The 25,525-nt window shown below is 39.8% G+C and carries 22 protein-coding genes; 10 read left to right on the forward strand and 12 right to left on the reverse strand.

Going from position 1 to position 25,525, the window contains the following annotated elements; genetic code table 11:
• Positions 1-9: 9 nt before the first annotated feature.
• The 7 genes from T530_RS0106975 to T530_RS0107005 are packed head-to-tail and all read right to left on the reverse strand — an operon-like array spanning position 10 to position 7,912.
• Positions 10-1,392, reverse strand: coding sequence for a sodium-dependent transporter (locus T530_RS0106975; protein ID WP_027728393.1), 1,383 nt, complete (start codon positions 1,390-1,392; stop codon positions 10-12).
• A 21-nt stretch (positions 1,393-1,413) separates the two neighbouring features.
• Positions 1,414-1,818, reverse strand: coding sequence for an ATP-binding protein (locus T530_RS0106980; protein WP_027728394.1), 405 nt, complete (start codon positions 1,816-1,818; stop codon positions 1,414-1,416).
• Between the two features lie 3 nt (positions 1,819-1,821).
• The gene (locus T530_RS14745; protein WP_051537880.1) at positions 1,822-3,447 is read right to left on the reverse strand and encodes a SpoIIE family protein phosphatase; all 1,626 of its coding nucleotides are present in this window, start codon (positions 3,445-3,447) and stop codon (positions 1,822-1,824) included.
• A 24-nt stretch (positions 3,448-3,471) separates the two neighbouring features.
• Positions 3,472-4,983: an NAD-dependent dihydropyrimidine dehydrogenase subunit PreA gene (gene preA, locus T530_RS0106990; protein ID WP_027728395.1), complete on the reverse strand. Its 1,512-nt coding sequence runs from the start codon at positions 4,981-4,983 to the stop codon at positions 3,472-3,474.
• Between the two features lie 48 nt (positions 4,984-5,031).
• Positions 5,032-5,751 carry a formylglycine-generating enzyme family protein gene (locus T530_RS13825; RefSeq protein ID WP_081773690.1) on the reverse strand — a complete coding sequence of 240 codons (720 nt, stop codon included), beginning with the start codon at positions 5,749-5,751 and terminating at the stop codon, positions 5,032-5,034.
• Positions 5,752-5,764: 13 nt separating this feature from the next.
• Positions 5,765-6,091 carry an STAS domain-containing protein gene (locus T530_RS14750; RefSeq protein ID WP_027728396.1) on the reverse strand — a complete coding sequence of 109 codons (327 nt, stop codon included), beginning with the start codon at positions 6,089-6,091 and terminating at the stop codon, positions 5,765-5,767.
• A gap of 42 nt (positions 6,092-6,133) precedes the next feature.
• On the reverse strand, positions 6,134-7,912 hold the full coding sequence (locus tag T530_RS0107005) for a beta-galactosidase family protein (RefSeq protein WP_027728397.1): 1,779 nt from the start codon (positions 7,910-7,912) through the stop codon (positions 6,134-6,136).
• Positions 7,913-8,050: 138 nt separating this feature from the next.
• Here T530_RS0107005 and T530_RS14755 point away from each other — a divergent pair, with 138 nt between their 5' ends.
• On the forward strand, positions 8,051-9,295 hold the full coding sequence (locus T530_RS14755; RefSeq protein ID WP_051537882.1) for an HD-GYP domain-containing protein: 1,245 nt from the start codon (positions 8,051-8,053) through the stop codon (positions 9,293-9,295).
• An 88-nt stretch (positions 9,296-9,383) separates the two neighbouring features.
• Positions 9,384-10,769, forward strand: a complete 1,386-nt coding sequence (locus T530_RS0107015; protein WP_027728398.1) for an MATE family efflux transporter — start codon at positions 9,384-9,386, stop codon at positions 10,767-10,769.
• A 312-nt stretch (positions 10,770-11,081) separates the two neighbouring features.
• Here T530_RS0107015 and T530_RS0107020 read toward each other — a convergent pair whose 3' ends face one another.
• The 3 genes from T530_RS0107020 to T530_RS0107030 are packed head-to-tail and all read right to left on the reverse strand — an operon-like array spanning position 11,082 to position 14,600.
• On the reverse strand, positions 11,082-12,605 hold the full coding sequence (locus T530_RS0107020; protein WP_027728399.1) for a hypothetical protein: 1,524 nt from the start codon (positions 12,603-12,605) through the stop codon (positions 11,082-11,084).
• Positions 12,595-13,470, reverse strand: coding sequence for a VanW family protein (locus T530_RS0107025; protein WP_027728400.1), 876 nt, complete (start codon positions 13,468-13,470; stop codon positions 12,595-12,597). Before T530_RS0107025 ends, T530_RS0107020 begins: the two co-directional genes overlap by 11 nt.
• A 2-nt stretch (positions 13,471-13,472) precedes the next feature.
• Positions 13,473-14,600 (reverse strand): hypothetical protein, encoded by a 1,128-nt coding sequence (locus T530_RS0107030; protein ID WP_027728401.1) that lies wholly within the window; start codon positions 14,598-14,600, stop codon positions 13,473-13,475.
• 67 nt (positions 14,601-14,667) lie between these two features.
• On the opposite strand from T530_RS0107030, the gene T530_RS0107035 reads away from it, so the two are divergent.
• Positions 14,668-16,080: a hypothetical protein gene (locus T530_RS0107035; protein WP_197018253.1), complete on the forward strand. Its 1,413-nt coding sequence runs from the start codon at positions 14,668-14,670 to the stop codon at positions 16,078-16,080.
• Positions 16,081-16,102: 22 nt separating this feature from the next.
• On the opposite strand, the gene T530_RS0107040 is transcribed toward T530_RS0107035, so the two are convergent.
• Positions 16,103-17,209, reverse strand: a complete 1,107-nt coding sequence (locus T530_RS0107040; protein ID WP_051537883.1) for a hypothetical protein — start codon at positions 17,207-17,209, stop codon at positions 16,103-16,105.
• A 125-nt stretch (positions 17,210-17,334) separates the two neighbouring features.
• Between T530_RS0107040 and T530_RS0107045 the strand changes: the two genes are divergently transcribed.
• Together T530_RS0107045 and T530_RS0107050 are read left to right on the forward strand one after the other, a co-directional pair.
• Positions 17,335-17,865: a hypothetical protein gene (locus tag T530_RS0107045; protein ID WP_027728404.1), complete on the forward strand. Its 531-nt coding sequence runs from the start codon at positions 17,335-17,337 to the stop codon at positions 17,863-17,865.
• A gap of 15 nt (positions 17,866-17,880) precedes the next feature.
• A complete protein-coding gene (locus T530_RS0107050; RefSeq protein ID WP_038074021.1) occupies positions 17,881-20,295 on the forward strand; it encodes an SH3 domain-containing protein in 2,415 nt (804 codons plus the stop codon).
• 35 nt (positions 20,296-20,330) lie between these two features.
• On the opposite strand, the gene T530_RS0107055 is transcribed toward T530_RS0107050, so the two are convergent.
• Positions 20,331-21,317, reverse strand: a complete 987-nt coding sequence (locus T530_RS0107055) for a hypothetical protein (RefSeq protein ID WP_027728406.1) — start codon at positions 21,315-21,317, stop codon at positions 20,331-20,333.
• A 55-nt stretch (positions 21,318-21,372) separates the two neighbouring features.
• Between T530_RS0107055 and T530_RS0107060 the strand changes: the two genes are divergently transcribed.
• From T530_RS0107060 to cobI, 5 genes are read left to right on the forward strand one after another with little or no spacing between them, the layout of a single operon-like run.
• Positions 21,373-21,621 carry a DUF5348 domain-containing protein gene (locus tag T530_RS0107060; protein WP_027728407.1) on the forward strand — a complete coding sequence of 83 codons (249 nt, stop codon included), beginning with the start codon at positions 21,373-21,375 and terminating at the stop codon, positions 21,619-21,621.
• A 2-nt stretch (positions 21,622-21,623) separates the two neighbouring features.
• Positions 21,624-22,538 carry a carbohydrate kinase family protein gene (locus tag T530_RS0107065; protein WP_027728408.1) on the forward strand — a complete coding sequence of 305 codons (915 nt, stop codon included), beginning with the start codon at positions 21,624-21,626 and terminating at the stop codon, positions 22,536-22,538.
• A 1-nt stretch (position 22,539) separates the two neighbouring features.
• The gene (cbiT, locus tag T530_RS13840; protein ID WP_051537884.1) at positions 22,540-23,136 is read left to right on the forward strand and encodes a precorrin-6Y C5,15-methyltransferase (decarboxylating) subunit CbiT; all 597 of its coding nucleotides are present in this window, start codon (positions 22,540-22,542) and stop codon (positions 23,134-23,136) included.
• Complete coding sequence (locus T530_RS0107075; RefSeq protein WP_027728409.1) at positions 23,133-24,530, forward strand: cobyrinate a,c-diamide synthase; 1,398 nt, start codon at positions 23,133-23,135, stop codon at positions 24,528-24,530. The genes cbiT and T530_RS0107075 overlap by 4 nt, the downstream gene beginning before the upstream one ends.
• On the forward strand, positions 24,527-25,480 hold the full coding sequence (gene cobI, locus T530_RS13845; RefSeq protein WP_051537885.1) for a precorrin-2 C(20)-methyltransferase: 954 nt from the start codon (positions 24,527-24,529) through the stop codon (positions 25,478-25,480). Before T530_RS0107075 ends, cobI begins: the two co-directional genes overlap by 4 nt.
• Positions 25,481-25,525 lie beyond the last annotated feature (45 nt).

Here is a 25,525-nt window from a genome sequence, read left to right on the forward strand (position 1 = left end):
GCTTATTCCTTAATGCTGTGGATTAAGAAAGAATTTCTGAATATAACCTGCAAACCAGATTATCAGAATTATAACAGGAAGAATTCTTGTAAAGTAGAATTTGAGCTTTTTAGGGAACTTAATTCCGTTTCCAGTGTTTGCTTCTTCTATGAAATTATTATAGCCCCAGCCAAAATGCGAAGTACAGAAAACAAGATAGAGTAAAGAACCAAGAGGAAGAAGATTGTTAGAAACAATGAAATCCTCCAAATCCTGGATGTTTCCGATTTTTGGAATTGAAAGACCGCTCAATACATTAAAGCCCAGTACACAAGGCAGAGAAAGAAGCGCAACTCCAATTACGTTAATCATTACGGCTTTATTGCGTCCCCAGCTAAAAAGCTCCATTGTAGAAGCAATTATGTTTTCAAAAACTGCAATTACAGTAGTAAGGGCAGCAAAAGACATAAAGAGGAAGAAAATTGTTCCCCAAAGACGGCTTAAGGACATAGAATTAAAAATATTTGGAAGTGTGATAAAAATAAGTCCTGGTCCCTGACCCGGATTTACATCATAAGCAAAACATGTCGGGAAGATGATAAAGCCTGCCATAAGTGCTACAAAAGTATCAAGCGCTATAACATTGAGGGCTTCTCCCATAAGGGCTTTTTCCTTTCCAATATAAGAACCAAAAATTGAAAGGGCACCGATTCCGAGGGAAAGAGTAAAGAAGGCCTGGCCCATTGCGGCAAAAATAACTTCACCGATTCCGTATTCAACTATTTTAGAAAAATCTGGTTTTAAATAGAAAGCAAGACCTTTTGAAGCTCCAGGCAGTGTAAGTGCGCGGATAACAAGAATCAACATAAGTCCAAGAAGGCTTGTCATGATGATTGTTGAAACTTTTTCAACACCGTTTTTAAGACCATGGCGGCAGATTGCAAAACCAATTACAACGACTACTAACATCCACTCTATCTGTTCAACCGGATTGGCAAGTAAATCGATAAATACCGATGCAATCTGTGAAGAATCTTTTCCTGAGAATACACCGTTGGCGCTTTTGAAGATATAAGCGAACATCCAGCCGGCTACACTTGTGTAGAACATCATAAGAAGATAGTTTCCGGCGAGTGCAAAATATCCTAAAAGATGCCATTTTGTATTTTCTGGTTCAAGTGTGTGAAATGAACGGGTAGGACTTTTTCCGCTTGCACGACCAACAGCAAATTCGGCTACCATAATAGGTGCGCCGAGTATAATTAAAAACAAAATATAAAAAAGAACAAAGGCTGCTCCGCCATACTGCCCTGTAATGAAAGGGAAACGCCATACGTTTCCAAGGCCGATTGCGCAGCCTGCAGAAGTCATAATAAATCCAATTCGTGATTTAAAGTTTTCTCTATTTTCCATAATAGAGAAAAGTATAGCAAATTAGAACTTTTTAGTCATTGTAAGGATATTTTTCCCGTCTTTGCGTTCGTACTCGACTGAATCCATAAATTTTTTTGTAAGGAAGATGCCAAGTCCACCAATTCCGCGTTCTTCAGCGCTCAAAGTAACATCAGGATCTTCTGCTGCAAGAGGGTCAAAAGCTTTTCCGCTGTCAATAAAACGTAAAGTGAGCAGAGCGCCGTCTGAAATTTCAGCTTCTATAATTGCATCTCCTTTATCAGGAGTATAGGCGTAATTTGCAATGTTTACGAAGACTTCTTCTACGGCAACATCTAACTGTGTGAGCGCCTTTATATCTGCATCAATTCCGGCTTTTTCAAGACTTTCGTGGATAAAGTCCTGGACTGTATCCAGCATTTGTGTTTCAGCTTTTACGTTAAGCACTTCCTACTCCTCCGCGCCTTTGGCGCTATCATTTTTCATAATAAACTGCAGCATTGTGATGTCATCAAACTGGTCAGTTTCCCCTACAAACTCATCAATTTTATTCTTTATGTGTGTCAGCGTGTCCGGCGCATTCATATTCTGAGTGCCCTGAACTGCTGAAAGAAGACGATTGTCGCCAAACAGCCTGTTCTTGCTGTCTGTTGCTTCGGTAACACCGTCTGTATAAACAAAAATTCGGTCTCCGGCGGTCAGCTTTACCGAGTGCTCCTGATATGGAAGTCCTGACATTCCGCCAAGTACAAAGTTCGGTTTTTCTGAAAGGAAAGAAAAGTTTTCCTTCTGGTAGATTACCGGGAAAGGGTGACCTGCATTTACATATTTAAGTTCACCAGTGCTGAAGGTAAGAATTCCAAGCCAGCAGGTTACAAAGAGGTTTTCTTCGTTGCCCTTGCAAAGCTGATTGTTTGTGCGTTCAAATATTTCTTTTGGAGAAAGACCTTGCTCGGCGTATGAAGAAATAAGGGTTTTTGCAGTCATCATGAAGAGGGCGGCAGGAACTCCTTTTCCAGAAACATCGCCTACCACAAGCATAATGTGGTCGTCATCCAGAAGCATATAATCGTAAAGGTCGCCGCCTACCTCCTTGGCAGGGGTCATTGTAGCAAAAAGGTCAAAATCTTTTCGGTCAGGGAATGGCGGATATCCGCTTGGAAGGGCATCCAGCTGGATTTTTGCTGCCAGGTTTAATTCCGTGCTGATTCGCTCTTTTTCGGCGGTAACTTTTGTGAGTTCCTTGATATTTCGGCAAACGTCATTTTCCATCTGGTGAACCGAATGGGCAAGAATACCAAGTTCATCCCGATTCTTGATGTGCAGAAGATTATCTGATGGTTCGCCGCCCCATGATGCAAAATGGTCAGTTTCGCGGGTAATCATCATTACCGGGCTGATAAAGTTTGTATTAAAATAAGAACCGAACACAAAGATAAATGCAACGGCAAAAATTATTTCTGCTATAAGAATTAATTTAAGATATGAATGGCGGGCATTTACAAATTCCTGAACAGGTTTTTGAGTTCCGACAACCGCAATTACAGTTCCGCTCTTGTCGTAAACCGGAACATTTGCAGTGATGTGGGATCCGCTGCGTGTATTAAATGTGTGGCGAACAAGCATTTCTCCGTTTTCGTAAACACGTTTAATGGAAGCGCTATACTGCTCGTTTTTGTAATCTTCTTCATATCCAATAGGAAATTCCTTCCATTTACCGCCTTTTTTCACTGGGTTAAAAACATAAGTGATATGAGAATACTCTGGCGGTTCAACAATGGAAACATAAAGAAGATTTAAATCAAATTTATCAACAAAGTCCTGAAGAACTTCTCTTGTTGCTTCGTATTCAGCATCAGGGGTTTTCTGCCTTCCGTAATAGATCAGTTTTTCTGCATTCAGGTTTTCCCGAACTGTTGCGCAGATGGAGAGAACAGACGTGTCATACTGATTTTTGAATTGAGTCGTAAAACTCCAGTAGCCGGCAATTGAAATAACGGTACAAAGTAAAAAACCGGTTATAATAACGCTTGAAACAATTTTTTTTGTAATAATCGGAATTTTCCGTCGTCTCATACCCTAAATTATAACACGGATTTTCTATAATGCACGAAAAACTCGTTTTCCGCCAGGACTAATTGCTTTTTGAGGGCAGACAAGAATACAAAGGTGACAGCCGACACATTTTTTCGGATCCATATTGATCTTCCTTTCTGAAGTAAGTTCAAGTGCCTGATGTCCGCCGTCCGAGCAGGAAATAGTACAGCGTCCGCAGCCGACGCATTTTTGTCTGTTGAATTTTGGATATACTATCGAATCTCTTTCCAAACTGTCTGTATTTAAATAGAAGGAATCAAGCGAAAGTCCCTTCATTTCTGAAATAGACTTAAAACCTTTTTGATTCATGTATAGGGCAAGTCCGGATTTTAAATCTTCAATAATTCTGTAGCCGTATTTCATAACGGCAGTTGTAATCTGGAGGGAGCCTGCACCGAGCAGAATAAACTCTGCTGCATCCGTCCAGTTTTCAATTCCACCCATGCCAGCAATGTGAAGATTGTTAAGATTCTTATTCAGTCCAAGCTCTGCAATAAAGCGGAGGGCGATTGGTTTTACTGCTGTGCCGCTGTAACCGCCCAGCGCCGATTTTCCGTGAACGGAAGGGGCGCTTACGTAGGTGTGCAGATTTACGCCTGTTACGCTTTTTATTGTATTGATTGCAGAAATTCCGTCTGCGCCGCCTTTTTTTGCCGCCTCGGCAGCCGGACTCATATTTGCAACATTGGGAGTAAGTTTTGCAATGACTGGTATTTTACATGCCGATTTTGCCGCCCGTGTAAAAGATTCTACAAGTTCAGGGACCTGTCCTATATCAGAGCCCAGTCCTTCGTCAGCCATATTTGGGCAGGAAAAATTAAGTTCAATGGCATCGGCGCCAGCTTCCTCACATTTTTTAGATAGCGTTCCCCATTCTTCTTCGTTTTGTCCCATAATTGAAGCCAGAATGAATTTTGAAGGGTATTTTTCTTTTAAATGGCGGAAGATTTCCATATTTTCTTCTACGCTGTGATCAGAAAGCTGCTCAATATTTTTGAATCCGATAAAAGAATTGTTGTCGCCTTCAAGAGAAGAAAAACGCGGAGAACACTCATGGATAGGGAAGTTGCAGATTGTCTTGAAACAGACTCCAGCCCAGCCAGCCTCAAAAGCGCGGGCGCACATATCATAAGTACTTGCAACAACAGAAGAAGATAGAAGAAAAGGGTTTTCAATTGGAATTCCGCATATGTCACTTTTAAGACAGGAAAAATCTACCGAGTTTACGTCTTCAAGATCGTGGGGAAGTGAGCGTACATAGTAAAGCTGTTTAATCAGCTGTGTAATCTTTACTTGTCCGTTTTTTATGCAGGAGATTTCACAGGGAGCAGAGCAGCCGGAACATGGATTTTTCTCTGGCAGAGTCAAAGAGGCGTATTCTTCATTTTCAAACCAGATGCTTCGTAAAAGTTTCCCCGGGTCAATTCCTTGTTTGCAGACTTCAGAACAGGGAGGATTACTGCATAAAAGGCAGTTCAGCATATCAGAGCGGTTAATCGTTTTTTGAAAACTCATAAAATCCTCCTGAGGTGGGAGCGTGGCATTAAAATCCTGCCAGGTTCTTTACACCGTGCTTCTGCAAATTCTGAATCCCAGAGTTCCAGCTTTTCCTGTTGGCGGAGTAGAAGATCTTGCTGCTGTGGTGCATAAGACAGCATCATCAAGCCAGCAGCCGCCGCGTTTTACTTTTGAACTTCCTTTTGCAGGACCTGTAGGTGCAAGGTTATTTCCTCCAGGTAGAGGGCCAAACCAGTCCCAGCACCATTCTTCAACATTGCCTGACATATCAAATAAACCCAATGCGTTAGGTTTTTTCTTTCCAACATCATGAGTTGAAATTTCGCTGTTTTCGCCGTACCAGGCAACTTCGTCAATATTATCGCTGCCGGAATATAAAAATGCATTTCCAGCCTGTGCAGCGTATTCCCATTCTGCTTCGGTAGGAAGTCTGAAGCCAGGTCCCTTGAAATTACATACTAAATCATTCCATAAAGGGCTTTTATCTTCTATAGTAGCAAGCTTTGTGTTTCCTTTGACAGAATAACATGGAGTCAGTTTGTATGCGTCGCTAAGTGCATTGCAGAAAATAATTGCATCGTACCAGGAAACAGATTCAACCGGATGGTCATCTCCCTTAATTTTTGAAGGATTGTAATTCATTATTTTTTTGTATAAGGCCTGTGTAACGGGAACTTCTGCCATAAAAAAGTCAAAGATACCGACTTTGCAAATTGAAGTTTTCTGTGAGCCCATATTAAATTGACCGCCTTTTATGTGAATCATTTTTTGACCCCACTTATACTGTAATTTTTAAGAATGCCGTTGCGCCTATTGTTTCAAAAACCTGCATGCAGAAATCACTTGGATTACGGATTTCAAAAGTAAGCCCCTTGTCAGCTTTTGCAAGAGTAGTTTTGTAGACATAAATAACTACGCGAAGACCTGCACTGGAAATATAAGGAACTTCTGAAAGGTCAAGAATCAGGTTATGAACCAGATTAATGTTTACATTCAGAAAATGTTTGTTAAGGAAGTTTTCAAGATCCGGAGAGGTATTTGTATCGAGTTTACCTATAACTTTTACATAAAGAGTATCATTTAAGCGTTGTTCTTCTATAGTCATATGAAAATTATAGCATTAGAATTTTCATATGACAAAGAAAACTTAGTACAACTTGTGCTCGGCAAAAAATTCTATGCTGTCAGCTCTTTTTCCGTCAGTTTCAAAAATGATGATTTCATTTTCGCCTTCCTTGAGGAGAGGAGCAGGAACGTACAGTCTTTTCTGCGGTCCGATTTCCCAGAAGCGGCCAAGATTAAAACCGTTCAGGAAGATACAGCCTTTGCCCCAGCCGGTAAAGTCCAGATAGGTGTCGCAGGCTTTATCTACCACAAGGTAGAATCGGCTGAAGGTTGGAGTAGCGGCTTTGTCCATGCCTGCGATACCGTCCTCAGCTTTAGTCCAGTCAATTTTTGCAAGCTGGGCTTTATCTAGATTCAGGTTGTAGTAAGTCCAGTCGGTAAGGGCTTTTTCATCAGCAAGAACTTTTCCTCTGATACCCTTGCGCTGGAAAGGAATTTTGCTTGCAAAATTAACGCGGCCAAGGTTTTCTACAAGAAGGGTAAGTTCGTCACCGGCTGCAAGAGGCAAATCAAGAGTTTTTGAAGTTTCCTTGTCAAAAAGGATAGTCATGAGTTCTCCGTTTTTGAATTCGTGAATTCTGTCCTGGCCATCTTCAATTTTAAGTACAGAGGAGGCTGCATCAGCCTTTGTTTTATAGAGAATATAGCCGTAATCCTGTCCGCAGGCTTCCATACCAGGTAATTTTTCGCCAGAAAAGTGCTTTGAGTCTGCTAAAGTGTCTAAAATATCAAACAATTTAACAACTTTTTGAGCTTTTACGACACCGTAAGCCTTCTGTTCAATCTTTGTAGAAAGTGGAATCTCTTCAAAGTCACGGTATTTTCTGATAATATCCTGGAAAACTCGGTATTTTTCCGTAATTTTTCCGTCTTCAGAAAGTGGAGCATCGTAGTCGTAACTTGTTGTGTCTGGAGTAAGTTTTGCAAAATAGTTCGAGCCGTTCATAAAGCCGAAGTTTGTGCCACCGTGGAACATGTAGAAATTTACGTTTCCTTTTTTGAGTATGTAGTTCAAATCTTTGATGTTGCGCTTGATTTTAGAAGTTTTGTGCTCTTTGTTTCCCCAGGCATCAAACCAGCCGATCCAGAATTCCATGCACATAAGCGGACCGCGGTTTCCAGTCTTTTTCATCATGCGTTTCATGTTTGCAAAAAGCGGGCGGGCGTGTGAGCCGAAGTTTCCTGTTGGAAGGACGCCGTCACACTGACCGTTGATGAACATTTTTCCCCAAGGGCCATCGCTTGTTACAAATGGAACTGTAATTCCGCCTTCTCGCATAAGGTCTGCAAGAAACTTCATATAGCTCATGTCTTTTCCATAGTAGCCGTATTCGTTTTCTATCTGCATCAAAATGATGTTTCCGCCCTTATCAATCTGATGGTTAACAAGGCGAGGCATAAGTACTTTGTAATAATCGCGTACATTCTGATAATAAGGCTCATTTTTACAGCGTGGCTCAAGTCCAGGAACGGCAAGCAGCCAGGAAGGAAGGCCGCCAAGTTCCCATTCTGCACAGATATATGGAGAAGGGCGTACGATAGCGTAAAGCCCCAGCTTCTGGGCAAGGTCAAGGAATTTTTCAAAATCGCAGAGGCCGTCAAAGCAGAATTCGCCTTTTTTAGGTTCTGTAATATTCCACGGAATATATGTTTCAACTGTGTTACAGCCCATATTCTTAAGTTTTTCAAGTCTGTCCTGCCAGTATTCAGGAACAACGCGGAAGTAATGAATTGAACCAGAAATAATCTGGAAAGGTTTACCGTCTAATAAAAATGTATCTTTAATTTCAAATGTACTCATATCTTTATATTACAATAGTTTAAGGATTAGTGATAGTATTACTATCACTAAAAATGTATAATTTTGAAGGATATTAATTGATTTTATACAAAACTGTGTTATCCTTTTAAATGATATTAACGGAGTAAAAACTTTCATATGCCATTAATCCAGAAAATACGTGAAATCCTTCTCGATTTTAAATACGCAAAAATCTTCCAGATAATAGCTGTATATTTTGCCCTTATTTATCATGTTTCATTTCTAATTGTATTCGGGGTAATGAAAATTTACCCTATGTTCTTCTATAATATATACAGTGTTTCATTATTCACAGTTCTTTCAATTCTGGTACTTTCAAAAAAATCCTTTGTAATTCAGTATATTTTCTTCTATATAGAAGTTGTCGTTCATCAGTTATTGGCCGACTATTTCCTTGGTGGAATGGCATCCTTCCACTTTTTCATTTTCCTTGTTGGTATTGTTCCGCTTTTGACTTTCCGTGGTCATTTTAAGCAGTCAATTTTTTATGGACTTTTTTCATCAGGACTTTTTACCTTTCTTGAAGTAATTGCGCCTAAAATTGAGCCGCGATATCACCTTTCTAAAACTGCCTTTACTGTAATCAAAACTGTAAATATTGCTTCTGATACTGTTGTAAATATTGTCGGTCTTTTGATGTACGCTTACCTTGTTTACCTTGTAGAAAAGAAGCTGCAGACTCAGGTTGATGTAAAGACAGCAGAAGCCCAGGCAAAAACTGAAAAGCTTTTGAAAATCCAGAGCTATGTTATCAGCAGTCTTGCAAACCTTGTTGATAACCGTGATTTTGATACAGGTGAGCATATTCAGAGAACTTCTGCCTATGTTGATTTGATTTCCCGTAGTGCCTTGGAAAGGGGGCTTTTCAAAGAAGAAATAAACGAAACTTTTGTTGATTACATTAAACGTGCGGCTCCTCTTCATGATGTTGGAAAGATTGTCGTTTCAGATGTAATTTTGAAAAAGCCTGGAAAACTTACTGAAGATGAATTTAATTTGATGAAAATGCACGCAAAAGAGGGCGGTCGTGTCATAAAAGAAGTTTTTGCCATGAGTGATGACAAAGCCTTTATTAAGGTAGCTGCCGACGTAGCAACATATCACCACGAAAAATGGAATGGAACCGGATATCCTTTTGGATTGAAGGGCGATACAATTCCTCTAAGCGCGCGCATCATGGCTGTTGCCGATGTTTTTGATGCCCTTGTATCGCGCCGCTGCTACAAAGAGCCTTACGATAAGGAAACTGCCTATAGAATCCTTGAAGAGGGTGCCGGAGAACATTTTGATCCTGCTGTTGTTGCAATTTTCTTGAATCTTAAACCTGAAATTGATAAGGTAATGGAAAAATTCAAGCGCTAGAAAATTCTGCTGAACATTGATTATTTTTGGATAAGCTATACAGCTTTCTTGACAAAACATATAACGTGGTATAACGTTATACTAAACTATGAATAACAAATACTTTGGTACATGGAAGTTTTATAAAAGGGCTCTGGCAATTGCTATTCCCATTATGCTTCAGCTTTTCATTCAGAATTTAGTTTCTCTTATTGATAATTTTATGGTTGCCGGACTTGGCGACGTAAAAATGAGTGGTGTTAATGTCTGCGGACAGATAAACTTTGTCTTTATCGTGCTTATTAACACCCTTTGTATGTCTGGCGGCATTTTCATGTCGCAGTTTAAAGGTGCAAACGATAAGCGGGGAATGCAGCAGAGTTTCCGCTTTAAGCTGCTGGTAACAGGATTTTTCGGCGTGGTTTATGCGCTTTTATGCTGGTGGGCACCGCGCGGTCTTTATTCATTGCTGCTTCACAATAATACAGATGCCGCAGCTATCATTGATCAGACGGTAAGCTATGCAAAGTCAGTGGCACTTTCCTGGATTTTCATGTGTATTTCTCAATCCATTGCTTCGTCTTTGCGTGAAGTTGAAATTGTACGTCCTCCGCTTGTAATAAGTATTATTGCAACACTTGTAAATACAGTATTCAACTACATTTTGATTTACGGTCATTTTGGCGCTCCTCGTCTGGAAGTTGCCGGGGCAGGATATGCTACTGTAATTGCCCGTGGGGTAGAACTTATCCTCTTTTTAATTTATGCCGCCTATAGAAAGCCGGACTTCCTCTTCAAACTTATTACAATCCTGAATATAGATTTCCTGCTTGGCGTAAAAATCTTAAAAAAATCTGTTTTGATTTTAGTTTCAGAACTTTTATGGGCATTTTCGGAAACAGTTGCCACAGCCCTCTACAATACTCTTGGCGGCGCAGAAGTCGTTTCCGGCATGGCGGGTGGATTTGCAATCTGCAATCTCTTCTTTATCTGCTTCAGCGGAATTGTAACTGCAACAACCGTAATTGTTGGCCAGGAACTTGGGGCAGGGCATCTGGAAGAAGCAAGAATTCAGAAAAACTGGATTTTGACCGGCTCAACGGTTTTTGGCTGCATTTTCCTTGTAATAGGTTTTGCGACAACCCTTCTGGTTCCTCATGTTTTTGCAAACCTTACTCACGAGGCCCGCAGAATTGCCTGCGGAGTTATAATTGTAGGCGCTGCCTACCTTCCTCTCTGGGCCTTCTTAAACGCTCAGTATGCAATCAGCCGTGCTGGCGGTGATGTAAAAATGGGTGCAATTTGCGACGTAGCTGCAAATATTGCCTATATCGCTTCAATGTTCTTTTTTGTACTCTGTACAAGTCTTGGACCTATAGCAATTTATGCCCTTACAAAAATTTCCGATTTTATCAAAGCCGGTATTGCCCACTGGTGGTTGAAAAAGGAAAAATGGCTGGTAAATCTTGCTGCCGAAAGTAAGCAGAAAAATTGAAGAGGAAAAGTAATTTTACTTGCAAAAAAGGGCTCAGGGCAAAAAGAAAGCCGGGGGTTTCCCGGCCTGTAAAGTGCTATCAGTCAACCTAAGGACTGGCACCATAATATATCCAGTTGTAAAGCCACTGGTAACTTCGAAATGTCTAGCGTATTATACAGCCTCGACCAGGCGTGCTGTCTTTGTCGGAAATTGCATATTGCCTCCTACCAAGTAACCGGTCTGCGTCCTCATCTCGCTCCTTGCTACATTTTTAATATTAACATACTTTGCCAGGAATGCAAGAAAAAAGTTTCAAAAATGATAAAAAAATCATTTACTTCTTCGGATGTACTGAGGGCGTACTTCGTGAGGGTTGTACCAGTTGTAAAAAGTTTCTGCAATCTGTTCATCTTCATTTTCAAGATACTGCTGCCACAAGTCTTCACGGATTAAAAGATAGTTCTGGTCTATGGTGCGGATATCTTCGCTGCTATTCTCATTCAGGACTTCTCTGATTCTTCCTTCATTTGCACCGTAAGCAAGGCGCCAGGTTTTTTCTGGGGCAATTTCAAAATCAGGAAGCCAGTTCAGGCCGTCCTTTAAATTATTCTCATAAGTGTAAACGTGATTCAGGCCAAGGTGAGCAATTAAAAGTGAATCCTGCGGAAGGTCTGAAAGTTTTTGAACAATCTTTTTGTAATATTGGTATGGCGGGTCATTTTTAGGATTATAGAGCCTCTTAGTTTCTGGAATCAGGTACATAAAGCCTATAAAATAGATTCCCCACAGAATATAAACCAAAGAAGAGCTTTTACCCCTTTTTTTTGTCTGTCCAGTTGATTGCTTTTTTGAAATATTAAAATTATCAATTATAAATACAAAATAAATAAGTAAGGGAATGCCAAGGGGAACGGCGTTCATCCACATTCTTAAGCCCATATCACTGTCTAAGTTCCAAAGGGGAAAGTATATAAATGGAACAAGAAGAACTGCCTTGCGTCCGGGTACTTTTTTTATGATTGCAAGAAGTGCAAGAAAATAAATAAGAGGAGCATATAAAGTCATTTCTATTGCGCCCCAGTCTACATTGTTTAAGAAGTTCTTGTTAAACAAGGGCAGGTGGGGAAAGTCAAAGGCATGCAGAAAGCGGGGACTGTGAAGTGCCAGAAATGATACAAGAAAAAAGCCTGCTGCTGCAAAAAATAAAAGGGCGCTGCAAATCAAGGTAATTTTTACGGCAGGATTTTTAATCTTAAAATCTGATTTTTTTTCTCTGATAATCAAAATGCCCTTGTAGATAATAAGAAAGAAAGTCAAAAGAAGGGCTAAAAGCATAGAAACCTTATGGCTGATGCAGGATAAAAGAAAGAAAATAATGGAAGCAGATTTGTTGGATGCAGCCAGGGCACAAGCATAAAGAAGCAGAAAGAGGATTCCAGTCTGGTTATTTATATAATTTATTCCAAACAGTGTGATTGTTGGAGAGGCTGCCGAAAGAAAAAAGCCCAGAAATGAAAATATCGTATTGCCTGTGAGCAGATAAATCAAAAGGAATACAGCCGCTGAAATGCCAGCAGAAGAAAGTGCAGACCAGAGTTTTACACCGGTAACGGCGTCTCCTGTAAAAAATGAGCAGATTCCGCATAAGTAATAACCCGGTTCGTAGCTGGGGTTTTCAAGATGACCGTTTTCTGCAAAGGATTTAGCCTGAAGCGCGTAAAAATATCCGTCCAGGCCGTTAGCTTCGCTGGATTTTTGCAGCATGGAAAAACGCACCAAAAAAACAAAAATAAAAAGTCCTGCAATGACAATTGCGCGTAAAAGCGTCTTCAATTTTGCCTCATTAATTTTCATCAGTTTTTTCTCCCTTGTTGGATTCCAGAAGCGGTTCATACATCATTATTGCGTGATTTTCCGTAACATATTCTTCGCTGTCAGCTTCAGAGGAGACCTTTCCATTTTCTACAGAAAAATGCCGTCTCCATATTGTGTTGTGCCTTACATAAACACCGCCAATTTCCGTGCTTATCCAGTGGTCTTTCTGGTAAACTTCGTATGTATCGGTGACAGGGGAGTCTTTTACCCATTTTCCGCATAAGCGGCCCCTTACATCATCAACCCAAACTAAAAGCCTGTAAGTGTCTGTCGTGCGGTTTTCTATCATAAGGTCGCGGTAATTGTAAACGCAGGTTGCGCCGCTTCCAAATGGCTGGGTTCTGTTTGAATCGGGAAATACATCGTAGCTGTGGCGGTAGCGTTCAAGAACTGTAAGGGGAGTGTGCAGAGTCATCCAGTAAATAAGGTTTGAAAGTGCGCAAAGCCCTCCTCCAATTGCCGCCCTAGGCTTTCCGTTTACAAGCATCATTCCTTTTTTATAGCCCTTACGCTTTGTGGGGTTTCCTATCAGGCGCCAGTAAGAAAAGATTTTTCCGCTTTTAAGAACCAGTCCGTTTACTTTTTTTACGGCAATCTGGAGATTTGCGATTTTCCCTTCCTGCAGTTCTATATCAACATCAGAAAGGTTTCGTCGCAAAGGAACTGAATGTTCAAAGGCAGTTGAGGTAAAGCTTTCAAAATCATCAGCTGAGGAAGTCTTTTTTAAAACTGCAAAACGCCGGCTCCAGCGAAACCAGGCAAGGCGGCGCAGCATGCAGTAACATGCAACACCAATCCTAACCCGTAAGGCAGACCGGCGTTTTTGTGGAGTAAAACGGTACAAAACTAAGGACCGTCCCAGAATCTTACGTCGTAAACCTGTTTGTCTGTTAGAACTGTGTATGGTACGCCGTTCCAGTAAACAGTGCTTCCGTCAAGCTTAATGATTATCGCAGTGGTTGTCTTAACATAAGAAATTGTTTCTGTTTTTAAGATTCTGTAATTACCAAGGCTGTAAGAAGGACTTTCACCCCAGCCAGAAAATCGGCCTCCCATAAGAAGGTATTGAGGATTTGCGGCTTCTGCTTTTTCGTAATCAAATCCCTGCAGAACAGGACCATCGTCACCTTTATCATCATAAATATAGTAATATTTATCGTAAAAATCGCTAAGCTCTTCGATTATTGACTCTTTTGAACCGAATTTTACAAGGCGGCCTGCAAAACTTACGTCAGAAAGTCTGTCACCATCTTTTTCCACAGTCATTATAAGATCATTACCTTTTTGTGGCTTCAGATAAATTTTATCGCCTCCGTCAAAAAGGGCAAAGAACTGATTTTTAAAATCTGCCGCAGTGCTCTTAAGCATCTGTTTTGAATTTTCTTCCTGAATTGTTTTTAATTCTTCTATGCACATAAAAGGAATTACCTTTCCTTTGTACAAAAGACGGATATCATCAAGACAGGTATCATCGTATTTTGTACCCTTGTAAACGTCTGTAATTTTAATTGTGATTGTCTGAGCAGTCTGGTCCAGATCAAATTTAATAGACTGCCAGTCAGCAATATCATCTTTTAAGGTGTATTCTTTCTGCTGGAAATGTTTCTTAGCAACCTGAGTAAGAACGATTGTTTTTACGCGGTTATTTTTTTTGTAGTAATCCTTTGTGGCAAAGCCGTTTACAATCTGGATTTCATCAAAACTTACCGGTTCTGAAAATTCAATTGTGATGGATTCTCCAATTCCAGGACCATTCTGTTCAGCTTCACACCAGGTATTTTCAAAATTGCCGTCAAGAATGTTAATTGGCGGGTAAAGATATTTTCCTTCATATTGAGCTTCAACAAGCTCGCTTGTAGCAACAACTGATTTTACTTTTGCAACTTTTGTCTGAGCCATAAACCAGTTACTCTGAGAAAATGCATTCTGAAGCGTCAGAGTTGCACCCACCAGAAGCAAAATGTTTTTTTTCATACAATTCTCCTTTTTTTCAAAATATATCATATAGAAGAAAGTGGGACAATATTTTAATATGGCTGTTATGATGAGAAAAATCGTTTTTACCATTTCATTATTTTTGATTACACTTTCTGCCTTTGCGCAGTCTCTGAAAGATGAGGAAGGCCGCAGTCTTAAAGACTACTATTATTTTTATCCCCAGGCTGAAATTGCCATAACTCCGGATAATGTAATCTTTAACCAAATGAAGTTTCCGCGTTCAGAATTTCGTCTGGATAAAAACGGTTACTTTTATGTAAAAGACTATATTGTTATTTTTGATGAACTTCATAAACTGGTTGCATTGCATAACACATATTTGAATTATAAGCAGGTAACAAAAGAACAGTCTGTAAGTTATGGAGTAAAGGCTCATTTTAAGCCTTCTACATATCTTTCTGAAACACTTAAAAGCGGCAAAGTATGGTATGATGGCTCAATTCTGGATAGAATCTGGAAAGAAACAGTATTAGAAACAGATCACGGTTCTGCCTGGTGGATTAGTAGTGATGTAAAATTACATACCTGGAATTACGAGCATCTTCCATGGGTTGCCGGAGGAAAGGGAATAGGAGAAAGCATTGATGTTTCTTTTGAAAGTGATGTTGGAGTGCTTTCTTTTTTGAATGGATACGTTGACCCCTTGCATCCTGATTATTTTAAGAAAAATGCTCGTGTTAAAGATATGAAAGTAACAGATATAGATAATGATAAGGATTATTATTTTACACTTTCCGACTCTGTAAAAGTTAAGAATTTCAAGCTTGAGAATGCTACAAAACACATTAAAGTAACAATTGAATCAGTCTATAAGGGTGAAAAATACGATGATGTCTGCCTTAGTATGATTTCAGGCCTGATAGATGCGGACAGACTTTATCCTATTGTTGACAGAGATTATGCTGAGCAATATTGGAGAGAACTTGCTGGAAATGCCAGCACCAGCTACAGCGAGTATACAGATGGTAATTCTCCTGTTTTTGAAAGAAATGATGAAGGTTTGTATGAACTTTATATAGATTGTAAAAATCGAAAAGAATACGGTGATAATTCAGATGTTATTAAAAAACCTCATGCTATTTATGACACTGATTATTTAAAAATTACTCTTGATAATTCAGACGAAAGATATGACTGGATAACTTTCTGGTCCAAGGAGCCTATAAAGGCTTACCTTTTTGTTGGTAAAAGTTACGCTGGCATGGAGTGCAGGGATGAATTGAACTGGTCTGAACCAGAACGAAACGATAGCTTTAGTGAGACTAGAAAAGAAGGAAGCTGGATAATAGGTAAAAATTATTCCAGTATTGCCTGGGCCATGATTCTGCCGGTTTCTGTAGAAATTAAAATTCTTTATGAAAGCGGCAGAAAAGATACCATAGTTCTGAATAAAGACCAGCTTGAAAAACTTAAAAGATATTCAGAACTTGCTTTAAGCTATGGTGGATACAAGTAAAAAACTTTGCCGTGTCTGGGGCTTAATCCCAGACGCGCGCATCAACAACCTGTTTTTCTGTAAGAACTGTATAAGGGGTTCCGTTCCAGTAAAGGGTGTTACCCTCAATCTTTATAATGATGGCAGTTGTTGTTTCTACATAACTAACCGTTTGTGTTTTCAGAATTCTGAAGTTTCCAATTTCATATTCAGGTTTATTCCAGGTATGTTCTAGTAAGCCTGCAAGAATATAATCTGCTTTTTTCTTCAAAGCTTCGCCATACCATGACCCCTTAACAGAGCCTTCTGTATCATCTTCAAAGTACCAGCGCCATAAGTTCATTTCAGAAAGTTTGTTAGAAAGTTCTTCTTTTGTGCCGCTTTTTATTAATTCGCCCTCATAAGAAATATTTGTAATTTCTTCTTTAAATCTGGTTATAGTGATAACATCACTTCCTTTCTGTGACTTTAAATACATTTTATTGTTTCCATAGAACAAGGCAAGGAACTGTTTTTTAAAGTCTGCAGAAGAACTTTGGAGCATCTGTTTTGAGTTTTCTTCCTGAACCTTTTTTAATTCTTCAACGCCTTCAAAAGGAATTACTTTTCCCTTGTACAAAAGACGGATGTCATCAAGGCAGGTATCATCATATTTTGAGCCCGGATAAACCCCAGTGATTTTGATTGTGATTGTCTGCGCGGTCTGGTCCAAATCGAATTTAATTGACTGCCAGTCTGCAATATCATCTTTTAAGCTGTATTCCTTCTGCTGAAAGTGCTTGTTTGCAACCTGAGTAAGAAGAATTGATTTTACGCGGTTATTTTTTTTGTAGTAATCTTTTGTAGCAAATCCGTTTACAATCTGAATTTCATCAAAACTTACTGCTTCTGTAAATTCAATTGTAATAGATTCCCCAATTCCAGAGCCATTCTGATCAGCTTCGCACCAGGTATTCTCAAAATTGCCGTCAAGAATATTGATCGGCGGATAAAGATATTTTCCGGCATACTGAGCTTCTACAAGTTCACTTGTAGCAACTACAGACTTTACTGGTGCCGCTTTTGTCTGAGCCATAAACCAGTCACTCTGAGAAAATGCATTATGAGCTGTAAAAATTGCACTAATCAGAAGTAAAATGTGTTTTTTCATATATTCTCCTAATTTTATAAAACCAGAACTTTTAGGATTTTTACTTTCATTAGATAATAATAAACTAAAAAACATAGACTTGTAAATTGCGGCATTTCTTTATTACAATGTATGCGGGGAAATAAATGAAAAAACTAATTGCAATTTTTACGATGATTTTTGTGACCGGTGTGGCTTTTGCTGAGTGGTCTGATACTAAAAAAGAAGAATTCCGCGCCGATTTAGACCAGGACGGAATCGAAGACCTTTTTATTGAAGAATCTAATTACAATTTTGAGCATAGAGAAGAAGATGACAGCGATGTCCTTAGAATCAGAATAAAAATCTGCATAAGATTGATGAATAAGGACGGCTCTGTAAAAAAGGAAATAAGTTTCAGCGATAACAAAAATTTGTATGATGATGAATATGACGGCTGTTTAGGATATTCCATTGAGAATAATATGATTGTCAGAAATCTTGTAACCGGACGCCATTCCTATAAAGACTACACAGACAGTTATTTTATCTATGACAAAAAATCTGATAACTGGAAGCTCGTAAAACAAATCATACTCGAATCTCCAATGCACATAAACAAGCGTACGGAAAAAACTTTTGAAACTGAAAGCATTTATCTGTACGACAAGCAAACACTGAAATATTCAGGAAAATAAATCAATATGGATAGAATGAAAAAACTAATTGCAATTTTTACGATACTTTTGGTGGCAGTCATTTTTTCTGGCTGTAAGAAAAAAAGTCCGGCAATTGATAAAAACAGGCCTTTTGAAATTGTAGGGCTTACTTTTACTGTTGATACACATGATGGTAAATATAACTTTCCTATGTATAAGGATTCATCCCTCCATTATTACAGTATTAATCCGATTGAATACCTTGCAGATGGCATGAAGTGCCAGATTCTTTCCTATAACAATGAACATGAGTCGGCTTATATTAAAGGTAAAAAAAATGAAGGCTGGGTTCCTGTCCGATATATTTCTGCAAAATTCGACAAGGAAACGCTTTTCTGGTGTATTAAAGCGGCTCTTGAAGGAAATGAGAATGCCCGCATTGCCCTTAATTTCAATTTTGATGATCTGACTATAAAAGAGGCAATGGATGAACTTCACTACATAGTTGATTATGTTGGTGTTGACCGAATGAAAAATATCATGCGCTATAGTGTTGAAGATTTAGTAATTCTTACCGCCATAGCAAGATTAATAGAGTTGAGTTCCTCTAATATTCCAAGCAACGCAGGAACAAATCCGATACATCTGCTTGCCGAAGTTGCAAATGAAGTTACGTGGGAATATCTGGATGACAGTAACGCTTACACTGATTATGCACAAGGCTATTCTGACAATTATCTGCAATATTTTTACAGAAAAGCATTTTTGGATGACGAAGCCGTTTCTGCGCAAATACATGCAATAAAAGCCGGAAATCTTGATACTCTTAAGTATTTCTATGAGCACAATATTCCAAATTATTACTTTGCAAAAATCTATGAAACATACATTGATGACAAGAAAAAGATTTTTTCGCTCATGATGTCTACAAAAGATTACAGTGGAAAAAGCCTTGCGGATTATGTAGCTGAGTGCAAAGATGAAAGAATTAAGAATTTTATGTCAATGTATGAGCCGGCAAAATGCCTGTCTGTAAATGAGTGTCTTGAATATCTGCGAGCTAATGAGGATTGTCGAAATTTTCAGACACTCAAGGTTTTATATGCTCCGCTGCCGTACACCACTTATAAAGTTCTGAATTTTGAAGGAAATAATACATTCGTCTATCTTACAGATGAAGATACACTCATGGCTTACGATGAAAACCTTAACATACGCGACAAGCCTGGCAAAAACGGAAAGGTAATTGGAAAACTTCCTTACGGAACTAAAGTAACTGTACACGACTGTGGCAATGAAAAAGTTACGATTGATAATATTTCTGACTTCTGGTACAAAGTTTCGGCAAAGGATCTTGAAGGCTGGTGTTTCGGCGGATATCTTGCAAATCCTGTAAAATATGAAACTCTTGAAGAATTAAAAGGCGATGACGAATACCTGAATAGTCTTTACAGACTGCGGCACGGAAGTACTGGCGGTTATGTTCCTCGCAATTGGCTTTATCAGGCTGAGTTTGAAACTAAAACTCCAATTGTAATAAAGGAAACAAAACTTTTGAGCCCGAGGGGCGAAGATATTACGGCAAAACCTTTTGAAAAGGTCCAAATTCTTGGAAGAATTGAGGGAAATCCTGACGAAGATTTGTGGGATTACGGAATGCAGGATACAAATTACGAACGGCAGTATTTTTACCGCTACAATTATTACCTTGTACGTACGCAAAATTATCAGATGGGAATTATAGGAGGTTCTTCTCTGGTTTATGACAGGATGAGTGTTACTTACGACGGTCCGGATGTTCCTGTTGGAGGCTGCGAAAGCCCTTATGATATTTATTACAGACTTCTGTATAATCCAGAGCCTACAGAAGATTATTATAATCCAGGGCTTGCAGAAGATGATTACAAGGTAAGCTCTTATGCTGAACTTTACGAGGTTAACTACCAGACTCTAGAAACTCATCGCCTGGAAACCGGATATGAAGATGGTCCCGGCTTTGAACTTGAACCAGTATTTCTTGGAAATACATACGAAGGCAGGCCAGAAGAAATTGAATTTATTGCTTACCGTGATTTTGACATGAAACCATACGATTTTTGGGGAGAGGCGACAGACTTTGAGCCCTTTTATACATTCATATTCAGAACCACACTCTATGGAGATAATGTTTCATACAATGCTTACACTGTAAAAATGAAAAGAAGACTGGCTTTTCATGGTCTTTACAGGGACTCATATAATACCACAGGAGGAAGAGAGAGTTATTATTCCAGGTATTCTTACTGCTATTTTGAATCCAAAAACAGAAATATGCCTCAGTGCATTTTCGGCGAATATGATACCTATTCCGACCGTTCCGGACATCAAAGCTGTCATAGCCATACTGGCGAACATCTTGCTTTGGAGTCAATCAGCATGCAATACCAGACTATCAAAAGTGAAAATCTGGATTACGTACCTGAGTGGTAGTCAGCTCCGGCTATTATAACATAGCCGGAATTCTTCTACTTTCTTTTTTTAGCATTTACCAGGTCAATCGGAGTTTCATAGGATTCAGAAAATTCTTTTACATCTGGAAGTGATTTTCTGAACATCATCAACTGGTAAGAGTCATCGCCAGTGTAAGACATTCTTTTTTCGTAAAGCAGGTTACCGTCATCATCATAAGAGCGGGTAATAGGGTAGATTTTTACTAAATCAGATTCAGGAGTTCTGAAAAAAGCGATTTTTGTTCCATCTGTATATGTATAAGTTCCCTTTGTTTCTTTTTCATCTTCAAACTTGTAAGAGCAGGCATAATCCAGATCGTACATGAGTCTTCCGTTTTTATACATGCGTCGTGGAAGTTCAGCATCTTTTTTACCGATGTACAGATACTGGTTGTCATCCAGAAAATCTACAATAGAAATATATTCTATATAACTGTCAGGAATAGAAAAACTGTTTGTCTTGCCAGGGTCAAATTTTACATACATATAATCGTATTGTTTGTCATCCAGCTTTTTAATTTTATATGCCATGTAAAGATATTCAGGCTTTTTTACCAGCTGAAGTTCATCAGGCTTATCAAGAAGATAGTAGTATTTTCTGTCGTCATCATCTTTTACGATAATTTCTGTGTCAGTCCAGCGGATTTTCATGCCCGAAAGTTTTTCTGTTTCGCCTGTAGAGCAGTCATATCTGTAAAAATTTCTGTCGGTAATAACTCCGTTACAAAACTGCAGGTGTACAATTTCTATTTTACTGTGATATTGTGGATCAGGCTCATAATTATATTCAATATAATAATTGTCACCAGAAGTGTCTAAATCGATTCTCCATCTTTCAAACATATAGTCATCAAGACTGTAAATCAGGTTGAGCATTTTTCCATGATCTTCAGAAAGTTTGACGTCTGGATTCTGAGGTTCCTTAAAAATATTGCCCCCTCCGCAGGAGCAAAATACAAGAGCTGTAATTGTAGTTAATAATTTAATGATAGTTTTTTTCATATACTAAGTGTACAAAAAAATTGGACGTTGTGATATACTTGGGATGAGGAATAATATGAGTAATAAGGATAAAATTCAGGGAAAATTAACATTTGACGTAATTCAAGGAAAATTCTGGGTGACAGGAAGTGAAGGAGAGCCTTTAACATCAATTGATTTTGGCGACACTTTTGAAGTTCTTGAAAATGATGAGTGGAAGCAGACTTCCTTAAAAATTATTAACGGTGATAACGGAGACCTGGTTTTTCAGCTTGTGGGAACATCTTATTACGGCGTTCTTGATGACCTTGAAGTGAGAATTTAAGTATGGCAAATATTTTATGCGCAGGAAACGTATCCCTGGATATTAAGGCTTACTCTGCCGAGGTAGATGACACCGAAGCATACCGCGAAGGTTCCATCGAGCTTGTTGCCGGTGGAGTGGGCAGGGGAATGGCAATCAACCTGAAGCATCTTGGAATGACTACTTATATCCACTCTGTAATTGGAAAGGATATTTTCGGTGAATACTTAAAGAAAGATTTGACAGGTGAAGAAGTTGATATAAGTCTTCTTGGTGAAAGTGATGAGAGAAAAACGGCTTTGTTTTCTGTAATGGCAAGCCGCGGAAAAAGTGCAACCTGTGTTTATTCAACTCACATTCTTAAGGAAATCCTTTTTGACCAGAAGATTGCAGATTTTATCAAGGAAAAGAATATCGATACAATCGTAATGGATTCAAACCTTTCTGAAGATACTCTGGAGGGATATTACAACTATAAAAAAGAGCATCCGGAAATCTTTGTTTTTCAGAATGCAACAGCACCTGATATTGCAAGAAAAACCATGAAATATGCGCCTCTTATTGATTTGTTTGGCTGTAACGAATTTGAGGCAGCTGCTATTCTTGGTGAGACTGCATTTCCAGATTTGACTACTGCAGACAAATTCCAGACCCTCGGCTACAGAAACTTTATCATCACTTTTGGCGGACAGGGCGTAATGGTTCGCATCGGTAATGAAACCTGGAACGAGCCTCCTTATAATCCTCATCAGATTGTAGATACAATCGGGGCCGGCGATGCTTTTGCTTCTGGCTTTTTGATGGGATTTTTGGAAAAGGCTCCTGTTAAAAACTGCATACACTATGGTCTTACCTGTGCCAAAGAAACACTTATGACAAGGCAGACTGTCAGTTCTAAGCTTTCAAAGAGTTTTTTGGAAAGTACAAAGATTTTATAAAATGATAACTCCCGGCATTAAGGATTCAGATTTTATCCGCGGTCAGGTTCCCATGACAAAGGAAGAGGTTAGGGCCCTTTCCATCTGTAAGCTGCGCTTGAGTGAAAACCCGGTGGTTTATGATATTGGAAGCGGCACCGGCTCTGTTGCAGTGGAAATTGCCCGCCTTTGTAAATCTGGCCGGGTTTATGCCGTGGAGACAAAGCCAGAGGCCTGCCAGCTTATTAAGCAGAATATCCAGAAATTCGGACTGGAAAACGTCCGGCTGGTAGAAGGCATGGCTCCGGCAGCACTGGAAGGACTTGAGCCGGCGACCCACGCTTTTGTAGGGGGCAGTAAAGGCCAGTTTAAGGAGATTTTAGCCTCTCTTTTGAAAAAAAATCCCCGTATGCGGGTGGTTGTTAACGCCGTAAGTCTTGAATCAATCAGCAATATTCAGTCGGTTCTTAAGGATTTTGCAATTGAAAATTATGAATGTGTGCAGCTGGCTGTCAGCCGTTCAGAAAAAGCCGGAAGCTATCATCTTATGAAGGCTGAAAATCCTGTTTTTATCTTTTCTTTTGATTTATCCGGGGCAGCAGACGGGGAGAAGGCATGAGCTGTAAACTTCCCCGTATTGTAATTGCGGCGCCAAAAAGCGGCAGCGGAAAAACCCTTGTGACGATTGCCCTGATGGGGGCGTTTATGGCGCGGGGGAAAAAGCTTGCGGGCTTTAAATGCGGTCCTGATTACATCGACCCCATGTTCCACAAAAAAATCCTTGGCATCCCTTCAAAAAATCTTGATTTATTTTTTACAGATGAGGAGCAGACCCGCCGGATTTTTGCTGACGGAAACCAGGCCGAGCTTTCTATTATAGAAGGCGTTATGGGCTTGTACGACGGTACTGGCGGAGTAAGTCTGGAAGCATCGACCTATCACCTTGCAAAAACTTTGAAGGCCCCAATTGTGCTTGTTATCGATGCAAAGGGCATGGGGCTTTCTCTTGTGGCAGAAATTCAGGGCTTTTTGGGAATGGATTCCGCCCGCCTTATAAAAACTGTAATTCTGAACAATATTCCCAAGACTTTCTTTGAGCAGATTAAGCCTGTGATTGAAGAAAAGTGCGGTATATCGGTATCAGGATATTTTCCTTTTCAGAAAGATATAGAAATTGAAAGCCGTCATCTTGGCTTAAAGCTGCCTGACGAAATTGAAGGCATTAAGGAAATGGCTGCAAAAGCGGCAGAAAAGATTGCAAAAACTGTTGACCTTGATGAGCTCCTTAAAATTGCCCAGGAGGCGGGAGATTTACCAGCCGACATGGAGTCGAGCTCCAGAGTTTTAGTGGAGCCGCGCCTCCGTATCGCTGTTGCCAGGGACGAGGCCTTCTGTTTTTACTATGAAGATAACCTAAGGCTTTTGGAATCTTACGGTGCCCGGATAGTTGATTTTTCTCCGCTTCATGATGAAAAGCTTCCTGAGGACATAGACGGCCTTATATTTGGCGGCGGTTACCCGGAATTCTATGCAGAAAAACTCAGCCAGAAGGCCGGAATAATGGAAGAAATCAGGCAGAAAATTACATCCGGAATGCCTTCTCTTGCAGAGTGCGGCGGCTTTATGTATCTGCATAAGACTCTTAAAAATCAGAGCGGAAATACTTACCAGATGGCAGGTCTTATTGACGGTGATACCTTTTATACGGGAAAGCTTGTGCGCTTCGGCTACATTACGATGACTGCTGCGGGGGCAGGGGGCACTGACACCGCGGCAGACAAGACTTCCTCCTTCTTCAACGGCAAAATAAAAGGCCACGAGTTTCATTATTTTGACAGCACTCAGAATGGAGACTCTTTTAAGGCAGTCAAAACAAACGGGAAGGAATACCAGCTAGGTCTTGCAGGCGAAAATCACTTCTGGTCTTTTGCCCATCTTTATTATCCGTCAAGTCCTGATTTTGCAAAAAACTTCGTTGAAAAATGCAGGATTTATAAGGCAGGTAAAAAATGAGCGGAATATTTTACGGAATAGGCGTGGGTGCCGGCACAAAGGATGACATTACAATAAAAGCGCTTGAAACAATCAGAAAGTGCGGGGTAATCATCTTCCCTAATAAATCCAAAGAAGACTGCCGCGCATATCAGATTGTAAAAGAAGCCCTGGCTGAAATAGAAAACAAGAAACTGATTTTCTGCGATTTTCCCATGACAAAAGATAAGACTGTAGTGGAAGCGGCATGGAAGAACGCTGCAAAAAGTGCAGTACAGGCTCTAAAAGAAGATTCAGTGGCATTTTTAACAATAGGGGATGCCGGCATATATTCAACCTTCTTTTATATAAAATGTCTTGTTGAAAAAGAGGGATTTGACTGCCAGATTATCAGCGGAGTTCCATCTTTCTGTACTGTTGCCGCAAAGCTTGGAATCAGTCTTGCCCAGGATCAGGAAGAGATTCACATAATCCCGGATGCTGAAAATCTGGAGGGGGCATTTAATCTTCCGGGCACTCTGGTTTTTATGAAAATCGGACAGAAGCTGGGAACTTTAAAAGACTTTTTGATAAATCATCAGGACAGGATTGAGTACTTTGGCGCCGTATCAAACTGCGGCTTTGAAGACGAAAAAATCATAAAATCACCCTGCGATTTGGATGAAAGCCGCTATCTTACTGTTGTCATAGTAAAAACAAAAGCCGCCGCACCCCAGGCATCTCATAAATTCTTTCAGAACAAAAGCTGCAAAAACTTCCCCTGCCATAAAGATGTTCCTGAAGAAGACTTCAACTGCCTTTTCTGCTATTGCCCCCTTTACGCCCTGGGCCCATTCTGCGGCGGCAATTTCAAATATACTGAAAAAGGAATCAAATCCTGCATAGACTGCAACTTCCCTCACTTCCGCTCCAGCTACGAAAAAATCACTTCCCGTTTCCCCGAGCTTTCTGTCCTTGCCTCAGAAAAGTAAAAGATAATTTTATATTGATGAAGTCAAGTTAGAGCAGGCGAGTCT

Origin of the sequence: Treponema sp. C6A8, assembly GCF_000619925.1 — a bacterium.
Classification (GTDB): domain Bacteria; phylum Spirochaetota; class Spirochaetia; order Treponematales; family Treponemataceae; genus Treponema_D.